The 15126-nt window shown below is 69.0% G+C and carries 17 protein-coding genes; 5 read left to right on the top strand and 12 right to left on the bottom strand.

The genetic code is table 11. From position 1 onward, the window contains the following. Nucleotides 1-222 precede the first annotated feature (222 nt). Nucleotides 223-1416, bottom strand: coding sequence for an acyl-CoA dehydrogenase family protein (locus tag DT074_RS19210; RefSeq protein ID WP_119421483.1), 1194 nt, complete (start codon nt 1414-1416; stop codon nt 223-225). Between the two features lie 110 nt (nt 1417-1526). Here DT074_RS19210 and DT074_RS19205 point away from each other — a divergent pair, with 110 nt between their 5' ends. Beyond that, entirely contained in the window at nt 1527-1943 is a 417-nt protein-coding gene (locus tag DT074_RS19205; protein WP_119421482.1) for an HIT family protein, read from the top strand. Next, nucleotides 1940-2236, top strand: coding sequence for a SemiSWEET family sugar transporter (locus tag DT074_RS19200; protein WP_119421481.1), 297 nt, complete (start codon nt 1940-1942; stop codon nt 2234-2236). The genes DT074_RS19205 and DT074_RS19200 overlap by 4 nt, the downstream gene beginning before the upstream one ends. On the opposite strand, the gene DT074_RS19195 is transcribed toward DT074_RS19200, so the two are convergent. Further along, on the bottom strand, nt 2188-2676 hold the full coding sequence (locus tag DT074_RS19195; RefSeq protein ID WP_119421480.1) for a PAS domain-containing protein: 489 nt from the start codon (nt 2674-2676) through the stop codon (nt 2188-2190). The two genes, DT074_RS19200 and DT074_RS19195, sit on opposite strands and share 49 nt — an antisense overlap. A 113-nt stretch (nt 2677-2789) precedes the next feature. Here DT074_RS19195 and DT074_RS19190 point away from each other — a divergent pair, with 113 nt between their 5' ends. Then, nucleotides 2790-3809 carry a TAXI family TRAP transporter solute-binding subunit gene (locus tag DT074_RS19190; RefSeq protein WP_119421479.1) on the top strand — a complete coding sequence of 340 codons (1020 nt, stop codon included), beginning with the start codon at nt 2790-2792 and terminating at the stop codon, nt 3807-3809. On the opposite strand, the gene DT074_RS19185 is transcribed toward DT074_RS19190, so the two are convergent. Beyond that, nucleotides 3803-4444, bottom strand: coding sequence for a glutathione S-transferase family protein (locus tag DT074_RS19185; protein ID WP_119421478.1), 642 nt, complete (start codon nt 4442-4444; stop codon nt 3803-3805). The two genes, DT074_RS19190 and DT074_RS19185, sit on opposite strands and share 7 nt — an antisense overlap. Nucleotides 4445-4549: 105 nt before the next feature. On the opposite strand from DT074_RS19185, the gene DT074_RS19180 reads away from it, so the two are divergent. Together DT074_RS19180 and DT074_RS19175 are read left to right on the top strand one after the other, a co-directional pair. Further along, entirely contained in the window at nt 4550-5929 is a 1380-nt protein-coding gene (locus DT074_RS19180) for a leucyl aminopeptidase family protein (protein WP_368744774.1), read from the top strand. 22 nt (nt 5930-5951) lie between these two features. Further along, nucleotides 5952-6296: a MarR family transcriptional regulator gene (locus DT074_RS19175; RefSeq protein WP_119421476.1), complete on the top strand. Its 345-nt coding sequence runs from the start codon at nt 5952-5954 to the stop codon at nt 6294-6296. A 3-nt stretch (nt 6297-6299) separates the two neighbouring features. Here the strand turns inward: DT074_RS19175 and DT074_RS19170 are convergent, their stop codons facing one another. The 9 genes from DT074_RS19170 to DT074_RS19130 form a co-directional block, all read right to left on the bottom strand. Next, nucleotides 6300-7457: an acyl-CoA dehydrogenase family protein gene (locus tag DT074_RS19170; protein WP_119421475.1), complete on the bottom strand. Its 1158-nt coding sequence runs from the start codon at nt 7455-7457 to the stop codon at nt 6300-6302. 1 nt (nt 7458) lies between these two features. Then, a complete protein-coding gene (locus DT074_RS19165; RefSeq protein WP_119421474.1) occupies nt 7459-8388 on the bottom strand; it encodes a 2-hydroxyacid dehydrogenase in 930 nt (309 codons plus the stop codon). Then, nucleotides 8385-9023 (bottom strand): DsbA family protein, encoded by a 639-nt coding sequence (locus DT074_RS19160; RefSeq protein WP_119421473.1) that lies wholly within the window; start codon nt 9021-9023, stop codon nt 8385-8387. The genes DT074_RS19165 and DT074_RS19160 overlap by 4 nt, the downstream gene beginning before the upstream one ends. A gap of 4 nt (nt 9024-9027) precedes the next feature. Beyond that, on the bottom strand, nt 9028-10065 hold the full coding sequence (locus DT074_RS19155) for a cyclase family protein (protein ID WP_119421472.1): 1038 nt from the start codon (nt 10063-10065) through the stop codon (nt 9028-9030). A 63-nt stretch (nt 10066-10128) separates the two neighbouring features. Beyond that, a complete protein-coding gene (locus DT074_RS19150; RefSeq protein WP_368744773.1) occupies nt 10129-10968 on the bottom strand; it encodes a class I SAM-dependent methyltransferase in 840 nt (279 codons plus the stop codon). Between the two features lie 8 nt (nt 10969-10976). Next, nucleotides 10977-11471: a tetratricopeptide repeat protein gene (locus DT074_RS19145; RefSeq protein WP_162915019.1), complete on the bottom strand. Its 495-nt coding sequence runs from the start codon at nt 11469-11471 to the stop codon at nt 10977-10979. A 42-nt stretch (nt 11472-11513) separates the two neighbouring features. Next, nucleotides 11514-12854: an RsmB/NOP family class I SAM-dependent RNA methyltransferase gene (locus DT074_RS19140; protein WP_119421470.1), complete on the bottom strand. Its 1341-nt coding sequence runs from the start codon at nt 12852-12854 to the stop codon at nt 11514-11516. 15 nt (nt 12855-12869) lie between these two features. Then, entirely contained in the window at nt 12870-14327 is a 1458-nt protein-coding gene (gene guaB, locus DT074_RS19135; RefSeq protein WP_119421469.1) for an IMP dehydrogenase, read from the bottom strand. 69 nt (nt 14328-14396) lie between these two features. Then, complete coding sequence (locus DT074_RS19130) at nt 14397-15086, bottom strand: transglutaminase-like domain-containing protein (protein ID WP_119421468.1); 690 nt, start codon at nt 15084-15086, stop codon at nt 14397-14399. Nucleotides 15087-15126: the final 40 nt, after the last annotated feature.

Here is a 15126-nt window from a genome sequence, read left to right as displayed (position 1 = left end):
GCGCGCAACGGCCTCGCCGGCGCGTGCCGCCTGATTGCCGGTGGATATCGGGAGCTGCGCATCCGACCCGGGTCACACGGACTTCGGTCCGCCCAGATCCTTCCGGATCATCGCCGGCACGCGGCAGAGATCGGTCGGTCGCAGAGGCTCAGATTGCGGCCGGCCCGGGCGCGGCGTCAAGCCGCACCCGGCCCCCCGCCGATCACGACTTGGAGCGGTTGGTCACAGCGCCAGCACCATCTTGGCGATGATGTTGCGCTGGATCTCGTTCGTGCCGCCATAGATCGAGGCGGCGCGCTTGAGCAGGTTCTCCGCCGCGAGCCCGATCGCGTAGTCCGGGCCGGCCGGCGGCTCGTTGCTCTCGGCGCGCGGGAAGTTGACGTCGTAGGGCACGCCGTAATTGCCGAGCGCATCGACCAGGGTCTGGTTGATCGACTGCTCGATCTCGGTGCCCCGGATCTTCAATAGCGAGGCGAGGCTGCCACCGCCGGCGCCGCTGGATGCCATGACGCGCAGGTTGGTAATCTCCAGCGCCATCAGGTCGCTCTCGATCTGGGCCAGGCGGGTCTGGAAGCCCGGATCCTGGATCAGCGGCGTGCCATCCATATGCTCGGCCCGGGCGATGCCCTTCAGCATCTCGAGCCGCATCTTGGAGCGGCCGACGCCGGCGATGCCTGTGCGCTCGTAGCCGAGCAGGAACTTGGCGTAGGTCCAGCCCTTGTTCTCCTCGCCGACCAGGTTCTCGACCGGCACCATCACATCGTCGATGAAGACCTGGTTCAGGTAGTGGCCCTCGTCGATGCTGACGATTGGCTTCACGCTGATGCCGGGCGACTTCATGTCGATCAGCAGGAAGGAGATGCCTTCCTGTGCTTTCACATCCGCCTTGGTGCGGACCAGGCAGAACATCCAGTCGGCCTTGTGGGCGCCGGAGGTCCAGATCTTCGACCCGTTGACGCGGTACTGGTTGCCTTCCTTCACCGCCTTGGTCTGCAGACTGGCAAGGTCGGAGCCGGAGCCCGGCTCCGAGTAGCCCTGGCACCACCACTCGTCGGAGCGGAGGATCGGCGGCAGGAAGCGGTCCTTCTGCGCCTGCGAGCCGAAGGTATAGATCACCGGGCCGACCATGGTGAGGCCGAAGGGAATGAGGCGCGGGCAGCCCGCCGCCATGCATTCCTCTTCGAAGATGAATTTCTGCCGCGCGGTCCAGCCGGTGCCGCCATATTCCTTCGGCCAGTGCGGCGCGATCCAGCCCCTGTCGTAGAGCAGCTTCTGCCAGCGGATATGGTCTTCCTTGGGCAGGTAGGACCAGCCCTTTCTGGCGCGCGCGCGGATCTCCTGCGGGTACTTGTCCCGGATGAAGGCGCGCACCTCGTCACGGAAGGCGAGCTCTTCGGGCTTGAACGCGAGATCCATCGGGGTTCCTCCAGAACTATTTATTTCGGCGGCAGGTGGCGCGGATCAAAGCACGGGCACGCGCGCGTCACAATCAGCGCTATGATGAATGCATCCCTGGAGTCTATCCCTTGTCGTCGCCTGCCTTTGCCCTCGATCCGCGGCTTGCCGCCGATACGGTGCCTGTCTGCGAGCTCACGCTTTCCACGGTCCGCCTGATGCGCGACAGCCGGTTCCTTTGGGCGATCCTGGTTCCGCGCATTGCCGGTGCCGTCGAGATCGCCGATCTGGCGGCGGCCGACCGGCAGGCCTTGATGGAAGAAATGGCGCAGGTGTCGGCGGCGCTGCGCCGGGTCGCGCCCTGCGACAAGCTGAATATCGGCGCGCTCGGCAATATCGTGGCGCAGCTGCATGTCCATGTGGTGGCGCGGCGGAAGAATGACGCCGCCTGGCCCGGCCCGGTCTGGGGCAGCGGGCCGGCCGCGGCCTATCCGCCCGGCGAGCTGGAGCGGACCGTTAACGCCCTGCATGGGATCCTGGCGCCATGATTCTCGACGCCGAGCTGGTCGGCAGCGTCGCGGGCACGCTGACCACCGTCGCCTACATTCCGCAGGCCGTGAAAGTGTACCGGACCCGCTCCGCAGGTGACCTGTCCTGGCCGACCTTCGTTTGCCTCGTGGTCGGCATCGTGCTGTGGGTTGCCTATGGCTGGATGCTGGACCAGTGGCCGATCGTGATCGCCAACGTGGTCACGCTCGGCCTCGCGCTGGCGATCGTCGCCGGCAAGGTGATCTATTCGCCGCGCCGGCTGGCCGTCGCGGAGCGGCGCCCGGCGCGATAGCCGCCTTCCGACCGGACCGGCTTCAGCCGCACCAGCCACAGCACCGGTCGCTTCGCGCTGTCGAGCACCGGCTCGATCCGGAGCGCGATATCGAGGCGAAAGCCGCCGCGGTGGCGGAACACGACCCGCGTCTCGACCGTCGCGGTAAGGCTCGGGAAGCTGCCGGCGAGCCAGTCGACCAATCCGTCCGGCTCGTGCGATTCGGCGAGTGCATAGATGCTGCGTTCGATCAGCCGCGCGCGGGCATGGCCGGTCAGTTCCGTCCAGGCTGCGTTGGCAGCCAGCACCTTGGCGGCGGGATCGAGCAGCAGCAGCGCATCCTCGGCGCCGTCGAACAGGCTGCGCGCAAGGTGGCGATAGGGATCGTCGCCGGGCATCGGCGGGACGACCGAACCGGTCGGCCCGCTGCTACCGTGGCGGCGAATGGATGCAAGTTTCATCGAATTCACTCGAACTCCGCCCCGGGCCTGCTGGGGCCGGCAGAGGGCAGGTTAGGGCGGAGATCGTAACGAGACCCTTTCAACCCCGCCCCGTGGTGGCGCATGATTGGTGCATGGATCGCCGAACTTTCCTCACCTGCGCGGCCGGTGCGCTGGCCGGCGCCGCCTTCGCGGCTCCCGCGAGCGGGCAGCAGCTGCGCTATTTCCGCATTGCCACCGGCAGCCCTGTGGGCACCTACTTTCCGGTCGGCGCGGCGCTCGCCTCGGTGATCTCCAATCCGCCCGGCTCTCGCGATTGCCGCACCGGCGGCAGCTGCGGCGTACCCGGGCTGATCGCCGTGGCGATCTCGACCGAGGGATCGATCGCCAATGTCAGCGCAGTGTCGGCCCTGCTTGCCGATTCCGCCCTGGCACAAGCCGACATCGTCTATGCGGCGGTGAACGGGCAGGGGGCGTTCCGCCAGCGCCCGCTGCGCAACCTGCGCGTGATCACCAATCTCTATCCTGAGAGCCTGCACCTGGTGGTGCGCAAATCCGCCGGCATCAAAAAGTTCCGCGACCTGATCGGCCGGCGTGTCTCGCTCGACACGCCGGGTTCCGGCACGCGGTCCAATGCCGAACTGATTCTCGACGTGCACGGCATCCAGCCGCGCCAGCTGAAGCTGCTGGAAGTGGACCCGGCGGCGGCAGCGGACATGATGGAGCAGGACCAGCTCGATGCCTTCTTCCTGATCGCTGGCTATCCGGCGCCGATCATCGAGGAGCTGGCCCGGTCGAACCTGATCGACATCCTGCCGATCGCCGGGGCGGAATCGGTGCGCGTGCTGAAGCGGCACCGCTTCTTTGCCCGCGATTCGATTCCCGGCGGGACCTATGCCGGCATCGACACGGTGGAGACGCTCAGCATCGGCGCGCAATGGATCGTCCCGGCGGAAGCCGAGGAGAGCCTGATCTACTGGGTGACCAAGGCGCTGTGGAATCCCCGCAGCCGCCACCTGCTCGACGGCGGCCACCCGAAGGCGCGGCTGATCAAGATCGAAACCGCCCTGGCCGGCGTCGCGACGCCGCTGCATCCCGGCGCCGAGCGCTATTACCGCGAGCTCGGCCGGCTGGCGGCCGCCCCCACTCAGTAGTCGATCACTTCCGCTTCGGCCGTTGCGGCCGCCACCCATTCCTGCATCGCCGGCAGCGCGAAGACGGCGTCGACATAGCCGGCCGTCACCGGGTCCAGCGCCACGCCATAGGTGCGGAACCGCGTCGCGACGGGCGCGTACATGGCATCCGCGGCGGTGAAGGTGCCGAACAGGAACGGGCCGCCCTTGCCATGCCGCGCCCGGGCGCCGCGCCACATTTCGAGGATGCGGGCGATATCGGCTTGTGCGGCTTCGTCGGCCTTGAGCGGCTTGCGGCTGCGGATGTCCATCGGCAGCTGCTGGCGCAGCGCCACGAAGCCTGCATGCATCTCGGCAGCTATGGACCGCGCCTCGGCCCGGGCGGCGGCATCGGTCGGCCACAGCCCGGCGGCCGGGAACTTCTCCGCCAGGTAGTCGAGGATGGCAAGCGATTCCCATACGGTGAGTCCACCGTCCTTCAGGATCGGCACCTTGCCGCCCGGCGCGTGCTCCAGGATGCGCGCGCGGGTATCGGGCTGGCGCAAGGGTATGCGGATCTCGCGGAAGGCGGCGCCGGTCTGCTTCAGCGCGATCCAGGGCCGAAGCGACCAGGACGAGTAGTTCTTGTTGCCGATGACGAGGGTGAGGGCGGACATCTCTCGATTCCTTCTGCGGGACCGCAGCCATGCCAAACTCGGCCACCCTTCTCAAGCGGGTATGGCTTCGCCATGCTGGCCGGTGCCCGATCCGGAGTACCGCCCGTGAAGCTGCGTCTCGTCGACCCATCCAGTTCTGCCGTGCCGATCCACCTCGTGCCGAAGGAAGGGCTCGACGCCTTCAAGGCCGGTCAGCCGGCCGAGACGGCGCGCTGGCTGGACGCGACGGCGTTCCGCGCCGAGGCGGGCAGCGTAAGCCTGGTGCCCGGTTCCGGTGGCACGGTGGCGGCGGTGGTGCTGGGCACGGCGAAGGCGCCGGATACCTGGACCTTGGCCGGCGCCGCAGCCGACCTGCCGCCCGCGACCTACCGCCTCGCGGCGGAGCCCGAGGGCGAGCTGGCCAGCCGCTTGGCGCTCGGCTGGGCGCTGGGCAGCTATCGCTTCGACCGCTTCCGCAAGCCGGACGAGAAGCCGAAGCCGGATCTGGTCTGGCCCAAATCCGCCGACCGTGCCGGCGTGACCCGACTGGCCCGCTGGATCGCCTTCGCCCGCGACCTGATCTCGACGCCCACCGAGGCGATGGGCCCGGCCGAGCTCGCCGCCGCCGCCCAGGGCGTGGCGGAAGAGTTCGGCGCCAAGTTCTCCACCGTGGTCGGGCAGGCGCTGCTCGACCAGAACTATCCGATGATCCACGCGGTCGGCCGCGCGGCGGCGCGCGAGCCGCGGCTGATCGATTTCACCTGGGGCGATCCTTCGCATCCCAAGGTGACCTTGGTGGGCAAGGGCGTGTGCTTCGATTCGGGCGGCCTCGACATCAAGCCGGCCGACGGCATGCTGATGATGAAGAAGGATATGGGCGGCGCCGCCATCCTGCTGGCGCTCGCCGGCGCCATCATGCAGGCGGGGCTGAAGGTGCGGCTGCGTCTGCTGATCCCGGCGGTGGAGAACGCGATCTCGGGCAGCGCCTTCCGGCCCGGCGACATCTTCAAGTCGCGCAAGGGCATCACCGTCGAGATCGGCAATACCGATGCCGAAGGTCGGCTGATCCTGTCCGACGCGCTGGCCGAGGCCGATAGCGAGGCGCCGGAACTGCTGATCGACGCGGCGACGCTCACCGGTGCCGCACGTGTGGCGCTCGGCGCCGACCTGCCGGCTTTATTCACCGACGACGATACGCTGGCCGCCGATCTCGCGCGCCTCGGCAACGAAGTGGACGACCCGCTCTGGCGCATGCCGCTGCACAAGCCCTATCGCAAGATGCTCGAGAGCCCGATCGCCGACATCAACAACGTCAGCCGCGGCGGCTTCGCCGGCGCCGTCACGGCGGCAGTGTTCCTGAACGAGTTCGTCGGCAAGGCGAAGGCCTGGGCGCATCTCGATCTCTATGCCTGGAACGCCGACAAGCGGCCGGGCCGGCCGGTCGGCGGCGAGGCGACGGCTTTGCGCTGCCTGCACGCGCTGCTGGTCAAGCGCTACGGGGGATAGACCGAACAGGGGGTGAAAGGCGATGGCGGAGAGGGGGCCGCTCGCCGTAATCGGGTTCTTCCGCGCCGCCATGGAGGCGACGGTGCGCCGCTCGCGCGGCGACCTGACGGCGCGCCAGCTCGCCGTGCTGCTCACCGTCTATAGCGGCGGCGGGCCGCACACGGTGCGCGGGCTCGCGGCCGAGCTCGGCGTCGCCAAGCCGGTGATCACCCGCGCCCTCAGCGCACTCGAGCGCGGCGAGCTGATCCGTCGCCGCCGCGACGAGACCGACCGCCGCAACGTGCTGGTGCAGCGCACGGTCAAGGGCTCGGTGTTCCTCAACGACTTGGCGGAAGCGATCAAGGACGCCTGGGCCGCGGCGCTCTGATCGTCAAAGCGTCGTCGTGTCGGTCGGCAGGCCGAGGAGCGCGCGGCCGGTGAGCTCGTAGGTGGCCGGGGCGATCATCATGTGTTGCGTCGCGACATGGGCGTCGCGGAAGCGGCGCTGCAGGGTGCCGTCGCGGAACACGGCGCTGCCGCCGGCGAGGTCCCAGCAGATCTGCGTCACCTTGGCGCCGGTGCGGGTGGCGTGCGTCGCGGCGAGACGCAGTTCCGCGCGCAAAGCCGTGTCGAGCGCGCCGCCATTGCTCGCCGCGGCGTAAGCACGCGCCACCGCATTCTCGAAGAAGGCCGCGGCCGCGCGGTAGAGCGCTTCGGCCTCGGCATAGGCGGCCTGGACGGTGGCGCGCTCGGCCATCGGGCGGCGGCTGCCCATCGGCACGCGCACGCCGGACAGCTCGCGCACATCGTCGAGCGCGCCGCGGGCAAGCCCCAGGCCGACCGCGCCGATGCTGAGCGCGAGCAGGCCGAAGACCGGGAAGGCATAGAGCGGGCCGCCGCGTACCGGCTTGTCGCTGGACAGCGCGACCGAGCGCGCGACCGGCACGACGACATCGCGCGCCTCGACATCGAGGCTGCCGGTGCCGGCGAGGCCGGCGGCGTACCAGGTGTCGTGCAATGTCGCCTCGCCGGCGGGGAAGAACAGCATGCGCGTCTCCGGCGCGCCGTTGGCGCCGAGCACCGGCTGGCCGTCCTGCAGCACCACGGCGCCGCCCATCAGCCAGCGGCAGTTCTGCGAGCCGCTGGCCCATTTCCATTTTCCGGCGAGGTGGTAGCTGTCGCCCTTGAGCACTGCCTTCGCCGTGGGCGCGTAGACGCCGCCGGTGATGGTGAGCGGATCGCCGTAGACCTCGGCCGCCTCCGCCTTGGGCAGATAGGCGGCGGGCAGGCCCGAAGTGGCGCCGATCATGGCGCACCAGCCGACCGAGCCGTCGGCCTGGGCGAGCAGGCGGACGATGTCGAAATATTCGTTGGGCGGCGCCTCGATGCCGCCGAGCGCGCGCGGGATGACGAGGCGGAAGATGCCAGCCTCGGCCATCTGGCGCGCGAGATCGGCGGGGAGGCGGCGCGCGGCCTCCACCTCGGCCGCGCGCGCGGCGATGGTGGGCGCCAGATCGCGGGCGGCGGCGAGGACGCGGGCCGGCGTCATGTCAGTAGCCGCGCGCGCGGTCGACGAGGTTGAGCAGCGGCCGGCCGCTGCGCACCCGTTTGATGTTCTCGACCATGGTCGGCACCACGTAGTCGGGCAGCGAATCCGCCGCGTTGTGCGGCGTGACGGTGACGCGGGGATGCGTCCAGTAGGGATGCGTGACTGGTAGCGGCTCCTCGTGGAACACGTCCAAGGTCGCCCATTCGAGATGGCCGCTGTCGAGCGCCGCCAGCAAGTCGGCATCGACCACGATCGGGCCGCGCGCGGCGTTGATGATGTGGCTGCCGCGCGGCATCGCGGCGAATGCTTCACGGTTCAGCAGGCCGCGGGTCTCGGGCGTCACCGGCAGCAGGCAGGCGACATGGGCGCAGCGGCCGAGGAAAGCCTTGAGCTGGCCCTGGCCGTGGAAGCATTCGATGCCCTCAGCCTGCTTCGGCGTGCGGCTCCAGCCCGCCACCTTGAAGCCGAGCGCGCGGATCACCTGGGCCGCTGCGAGCCCAAGCGCGCCGAGGCCGAGGATGCCGACGGTGGTGCTCGGCGTGTCGCGCGGCGGCAGCCACTTCCAGATCTTTGCTTTCTGGTTCGCCTCGATCTCGTCGAGCCAGCGGTGCCGGCGCAGCACGTGCAGCGCCACGAACTCCGCCATGCCGATGGTCAGCCGGTCCTCGACGATGCGCACCATCGGGATATGCGCCGGGATCTCCGGATCGGTGACTAGGTGCTCGACGCCGGCGCCGAAGGAGGAGATCAGCCGGAGGTTCGGATAGCGCTGGAGCTCACCCTTGGGCTGCTTCCAGACCAAAGCGATATCGATGGCGGCGGGGTCCGGCACGTCGGGCCAGACCACGATCTTCTCGGTCGGCATGGCGCGGGCGAAGGCGGCGAGCCAGGGTTCCGGGTCGCGCCCCGGCGACAGGTACAGGATGCTCATCCCGTCCTTTTAGCGTGCCCGGCGGCGGTCAGCATCTCGCGGATATTGGCCAGGTGCTCGCGGCCCCAATAGAGCTCGCCGTCGATCACGAGGCTCGGCACGCCGAACACGCCGGATTCCTCGGCCTCGCGCTGCAGGCGCTGGCGCTCGGCATGGCCCTCGCCGGCGAGGAAGGCTGGCCAGCCGGCGATGTCGGCGCCGGATTCCGCCAGCACCGCGCCGACCACCTCCGGGCTCTCAATGTCCAGCTCGCGACGCCAGAAGCGCTCGAAGGTGATGTCGTGATAGCGCCGGAACGTGCCCGCTCTTTGGGCATAGAGCATGCCGATCGCGGCGATGGTCGAATCGAAGATCTTGCGGGTGCCGAGGATGGTGAGGCCGCGCCGGTTGGCGGCGCGCCTCACATCCATATAGCTGTAGCGCACGCGCCGCCATTGATGCGCGTTGCGGCTCTCGCGCAGCACCTCGCCCGCGGCGCCGACCTCGGCGCTGCCGAGATAGGCCGGGATATCCAGCACAAAGGGCCGCCAGTCGAGCCGGACGTCGAAATCGCGCTCCAGCTCGTAGGCCGGGTCCTTGGCCAGATAGGCGTAGGGGCTCTTGTAGTCGCTGTAGACAGCGATGCTGACCGTCATCGCACTAGACCGTCGCCACCGGCGAGGGCGGCGAGCCGACCGCGCCGGGCAGGCGGAGCGGCGGCGCGGTGAGCAGGAAGCGCGAGCGGTTGTTCGCCTTCAGCCAGTCGGCGAGCTCGGTCAGGTACCAGAGCTCGCCGAGATTGATGCCGAGCTTGAAGATGCAGTGATGGTGCAGCGGCAGGTTGGACGGGCTCTCCTTTGTGGGCGGCGAGGGCGGCACCGCCTCGACGCCGTAATTGTCGGCGATCAGCGAGGCGATCTGCGACGAGGTGATCCAGTCCTGCAGCCGGGTGTCGCGGCCGTCGAGCTGGGCATAGCCGTCGACCATGATCTTCGGATCGGCCTTGCCCTTGCCGTCCATCAGGAACTGGCCGAATCCGGTATGCAGCAGCAGCATGTCGCCCTTCTCGACGACCACCTTCTGGTCGTCGATCGCCCGCATCAGCAGGTCGTAACCGACGATGCTGCGCTTCGGCCCGCTGACGCGGTAGAGGTCGACCAGCACGCCGCGGCCCTGGATTACCTTCTCGGCCATGTTCTCGACGCCGAGCTTGCGGGCCCCGATCTTGTCCGGATAGGGCTGGTTGCCGTGGTAGTCGACCGGGCCGATCACGTCGATGCCGGCGCGCCAGCCGTTGTAGTAGAGCGCCTCCGGCTTGCCGTCGCCGTCGGCATCGAACATGGCACCGACATGGGCGAGCGTGTCCCATTGCGAGGAATATTGCAGCGTCATCAGCACGCGGTCGTCGCTGACGATGTCGGGCGCGTTCGGGTCGACGCGGCTGACCGGATAGTTGTAGCGCGGCTCGGCGATCGGGCCGGTGGCGTAGAACATCGGCGGGAAGCGGCGCGGGTTCAGGATATTGCCGCCCGGCAGGTCGAGCGGCAGCGAGAGGCAGAAGGTCTTGCCGACCTTCACTTCCGCGATGCCCTGCAGCACCTTCTCCGGGGTCAGGAGGTTGAGCCGCCCGAGCTGGTCGTCCTCGCCGAAATCACCCCAGGTCGATCCCTCGGGCCGCTTCACCCACCGCTTCGCCATCGCGCTTCCTCCAGTGCTTTGCGGCGAGCATAGGGGAGGGGACGCGCGGACGGAAAGACGCTCTCAGCCTGGCTTGGTACCGACGATCAGCCGCGTCTCCGCGGTGAGGAAATAGCGGCTGCCTTTGAGGTAACGGGCGAAGCCCTGCTGCACCCGCTGGTCCAGCGCGGTGCGCGAAGCGGCATCGAGATCGGCCAGGCGGTCGCCGAAGATCATGTCGAGTTGTGGCCGCCAGAACGGCTGGCCGGACTCGATCTCGGGCGACCAGCCGATCACCCGCTCGCTCACCTGGGCGAAGCCGGCGGCGGTCATGCGCCCGGGCAGGGTGCCGTCGGCGAAGCGGAACGGGCTGGTCTCGCGGTCGAGCGGCGATGAGCCGAGCTGCTTGCGCACCGCGGCATCGATCACCTGGAACATGGTGTTGCGCTGGATCTCGCTCCAGACCAGGTAGACGGCGCGGCCGCCCGGCTTCAGCACGCGATGCGCTTCGGACAGGGCGCGCCGCGTGTCCGGCGCGAACATGATGCCGAAGCGGCAGGTGACGCGGTCGAAGCCCGCATCGGGGAAAGGCAGCGCCTCCATGTCGGCGGCCTGGAACTCCACCTGATTGAGTTGGATGGCGGCGGCACGGCGCCTGGCGCCTGAGAGCATGTCCTCCACCAGATCGGTCGCGACGACCCGGCCCGAGGGACCGACCGCGCGGGCGATCTGCAGCGCCGGCTCGCCGGCGCCGGAGGCGAGGTCGAGCACGCGGAGGCCCGGGCTGAGCGCGGCCGCCTCGACCAGTGGCGCGTTCATCCGTTCGGCGAGCTTGGCCAGCGCGTCGGACCACTTGTCCCACGCGCCGCTGCGCGCCGCCCAGTCGCGGCGCTCCAGATCCTTCAGGTCGCCGGCGGCCGTCACCGCCCGCCTCAGCCGGAATGCTGCTTCTTGTACTCGGCCACCTTGGCCTTCAGTTCGCGATACTCGGCGCAGCCGAAGGTGCAGATCTTGTCGAGCCGGGCCAGCAGCTCCTCGGCCTTGGGCAGGTTCTTCTGCATCAGATAGGCCTCGCCCATATATTCGTGCGCGCCGCGGTGCTTGGGATCGATCTCCAGCGCCTTGGCATAGGCGACCAGCGCGTTGTCGAGGTCGCCCGCATTGCGCTGGGCATAGCCGAGATAGTTGAAGGCGTCGGCATTCTTGCCGTCGCGCGCCACCACCTTCTTCAGGCTGTCGATCGCGGCGGGCCAGTCCTTTTTCTCGATCGCGGCGCGGCCGGCCGCGTAGTCGGGATCGGCCGGCGCGGCGGCGGGCGCCGGGTTGGAGCTGCCCATGGCCCAGGCCGTCGAGATGGCCGCCGGCGCGGCCGCCAGCGTCGCGGCGCCGAGCATCAGGGCGATGGCAAGCTTGTTTCGCGCGGACATGGTCAAGTTCCTTCTCGCAGCACCGGCCCCGTGGGGCCCCATCTATACGGTCGGGCCGTGCCCCGGATCATCACGGCCGGGTGACCGTTCCAGGATAGCAACGAAGAAACCGTCCGTACTATTCCGGCGCGGCGTCAGCGCCAGCCACGGCCCTGTGGCCGGGCAGGTGCCGCTCGCCGCCGATGGCCAGATCTCGCCGACCGGCAAGGCACGGAAATCGGCATGGCGGGCGAGGAAGGCCTCGATGCGGTCCTCGCCCTCCGACGGCAGCAGCGAGCAGGTCGCGTAGATCAGCCGGCCGCCGGGCTTGACCAGGCCGGCGGCGCGGTCGAGCAGGCTGTCCTGCAGCGCCGTCAGTTCGGTGAGCCGCTCCGGCGTCAGCCGCCAGCGTGCTTCCGGATTGCGCCGCCAGGCCCCGATGCCGGTGCAGGGGGCATCGACCAGCACGCGGTCGGCCTTGCCTGCCATCGCGGCGAGGAAAGGATCGTCGGCCGCGTCGGTCAGGCGGTGCGTCTGGATATTGCGGGCGCCGGCGCGTTGCGCCCGCGGGTTGATGCGCGCGAGCCGCGACGCTTCGCTGTCGCAGGCATAGATCTGGCCGCGATTGCGCATGGCGGCGGCCAGCGCCAGGGCCTTGCCGCCGGCGCCGGCGCAGAAATCGACCACTTGCATCTTCGGCTCGGCCGCGGTGAGCAGGGCGACCAGCTGCGAGCCCTCGTCCTGCGGCTCGACCAGGCCGGATTGGTGGATCGCCTTGTCGTCGATCTTGGCGCGCTCGCCGAGCCGGATACCGAGCGGCGAGAGCGGCGTCGGCGCCGCTTCGAGGCGCAGCACCTTCAGCGCTTCGAGCGCCTGCTCGCGCGTGCCTTTCAGCAGGTTGACGCGGAGATCGACCGGCGCGCGTTCGAGCAGTGCCGCCATTTCCGACGCCAGGTCGTCGCCGAAGCGACGCTTCAGCTCGCCTTCCAGCCAGGGCGGATAGTTGCCCTGCACCCAGGCCGGCACGTTGGCGGGGTCGGCGCTCGCCAGGGCGTCGATCATGGCCGTCTCGGAGGCGTCCAGCGCCGCCGCCGCATGGGCACCCTCACCGAACAAGGGAATGATCTCGGCGACCGGCCGATGTTCGAGCCGCGCCAAGGCGGCTGCCACGCGATGGCGGGCGCTCGGCTTCACGTCGTGCCGCGCCAGCCACCAGTCCAGCTCGGCGCGGCGGCGCAGCACGGCGTAGACGCGCTCGGTGATGTCGTTGCGGTCCTTGGAGCCGGCATAGCGGCGGGCGCGGAAATAGCCCTGCACGCAGCGATCGGCCGCGCGCATGCCGCCTTCCGCCTCGATCGCCTCCAGGAGTTCGATCGCGGCGGCGATGCGGGCCGCCGGCGTCATTTCGACACCGCCGGGTCAGCTTTCCTGGCGATAGTTCGGCGCCTCGCGGTCGATCGCCACGTCGTGCACGTGGCTCTCGCGCAGGCCCGCCGATGTGATGCGGACGAATTCCACCTTGTCCTGCAGATCGCGGATGGTGGCGGAGCCGGTATAGCCCATGGCGGCGCGCAGGCCGCCGATCAGCTGGTGCACCACGTTGCCGGCCGGACCCTTGTAGGGCACCCGGCCCTCGATGCCCTCGGGCACGAGCTTGAGATTGTCGCGCACTTCCTCCTGGAAGTAGCGGTCGGCCGAGCCGCGCGCCATGGCGCCGATCGAGCCCATGCCGCGATAGGATTTGTACGAGCGGCCCTGATACAGGAACACCTCGCCCGGCGCCTCGTCCGTGCCGGCGAGCAGCGAGCCGACCATGGCGACACTGGCGCCGGCCGCCAGCGCCTTGGCGAGGTCGCCGGAAAACTTGATGCCGCCATCGGCGATGATCGGAATGCCTTTCTCGCGGGCAGCCTCCATCGTGTCGACGATAGCGGTCAGCTGCGGCATGCCGACACCGGCGACGATGCGCGTGGTGCAGATCGAGCCGGGGCCGATGCCGACCTTGAGCGCATCGGCGCCGGCACCGATGAGTGCCTTGGCCCCTTCGGCGGTCGCGATATTGCCGCCGACCACCTGCACGTAGTTCGACTTCTTCTTGATGCCGCTGATAGTGTCGAGCACGCGCGAGGAGTGGCCATGCGCGGTATCGACCACGATCAGGTCGCAGCCGGCCTCGATCAGGGCCTCGGCGCGGGCGATGCCCTCAACCCCGACGCCGGTCGCGGCGGCGACACGCAGGCGGCCCTGCTCGTCCTTGCAGGCATTGGGGTGCAGATTGGCCTTCTCGATATCCTTCACCGTGATGAGGCCGATGCAGCGGAACTCGTCGTCGACGACGAGCAGCTTCTCGATCCGGTGCTGATGGAGCAGACGGCGCGCTTCCTTCTGGTCGACGCCTTCGCGCACGGTGACCAGCTTCTTGGTCATCAGCTCGCGCACCGTCTGGTTCGGGTCGGAGGCGAAGCGGACGTCGCGGTTGGTCAGGATGCCGACCAGCTTGCCGCCGGTCTCGGTCACCGGGATGCCGGAGATGCGGTGGCGCTGCATCAGGGCGAGCGCATCGGCCAGCGTCTTGTCGGGGCCGATGGTCACCGGGTTGACCACCATGCCCGATTCGAACTTCTTGACCGCGCGGACCTCGTCGGCCTGGCGCTCGATGCTGAGGTTCTTGTGCACCACGCCCATGCCGCCGGCCTGGGCCATGGCGATCGCCATGTTGTGCTCCGTCACCGTGTCCATGGCCGCGGAGATCAGCGGGATGCCGAGTTCGATCGTCTTGGTGATGCGGGTGCGGGTGTCGACCTGGGCCGGCAGGACCGCGGACGCGGCCGGGACCAGGAGAACGTCGTCAAAGGTGAGCGCGTCCCTGATCCGCATGTCATTCACTCCGGCCGGTGGGCGCGGCCAATGCCACGCAGCCCGCGGAGAGTCAACCGATTCCCGGCCTCAGGACGGCTTGGCGGCCGCGGCTTCCTTAGCCGCATCCTCGGCAAAATCCGCATGATCGAGACGTGTATCGGCGTACATCCGCGGATAAGTCGCATAGAAGACCCGCCTGATCTCCTCGAAGGGCAGGTCGTCATAGGTCCCACGGATGTTGACGTATTCCATGTGGCGGCGGCCATCGGCGTCGAAAGGGTGGAAGATCGAATCGGCTTTGCCGTCGAATTCCAGCGGCAGGACGCGGAACCGGCGGCACAGCTCGATATTGAAGACCGGCGTCGCCTTGACCCATTTGCCGTCGAGCCAGAGCTCGGTGAAGCCGTGATAGACGAACAAGTCGCTGCCCATGCGCTGGCGCAGCCGCTCGGTGGTCAGGTGGTTCTTGACGTCGGCATAGCCAAGCCGGGCGGGGATGCCGATCGCCCGCGCCGCCGCCGCCATCAGCGCCGACTTGGTGACGCAGAAGCCCTTGCGGCGGGCGAAGGTGGCGGAGGCCTTGAACTCAAAGGGCTCCATGGCGAGGCCGTAGGGATCGTAGATGATCTCGTCGCGCACGGCGTAGTAGAGCCGGACCGCCTTCTCGCGCGCCGAGCCCTGGCCCGCCGCCCGATGGGCGAAGTCGTTGAGCCGCGGCTCGTCGCCGTCGAGAAACCAGGTGGGCTCGCGCAAAGCAGGGGACGGGCTGTCCGACATCGCAACTCCGTGAGGCAAAAATCCGCCGGGGGCTTATTCC

Origin of the sequence: Desertibaculum subflavum, assembly GCA_003576705.1 — a bacterium.
Classification (GTDB): domain Bacteria; phylum Pseudomonadota; class Alphaproteobacteria; order Ferrovibrionales; family Ferrovibrionaceae; genus Desertibaculum; species Desertibaculum subflavum.
This window is presented reverse-complemented; position numbering and strand designations above follow the sequence as displayed.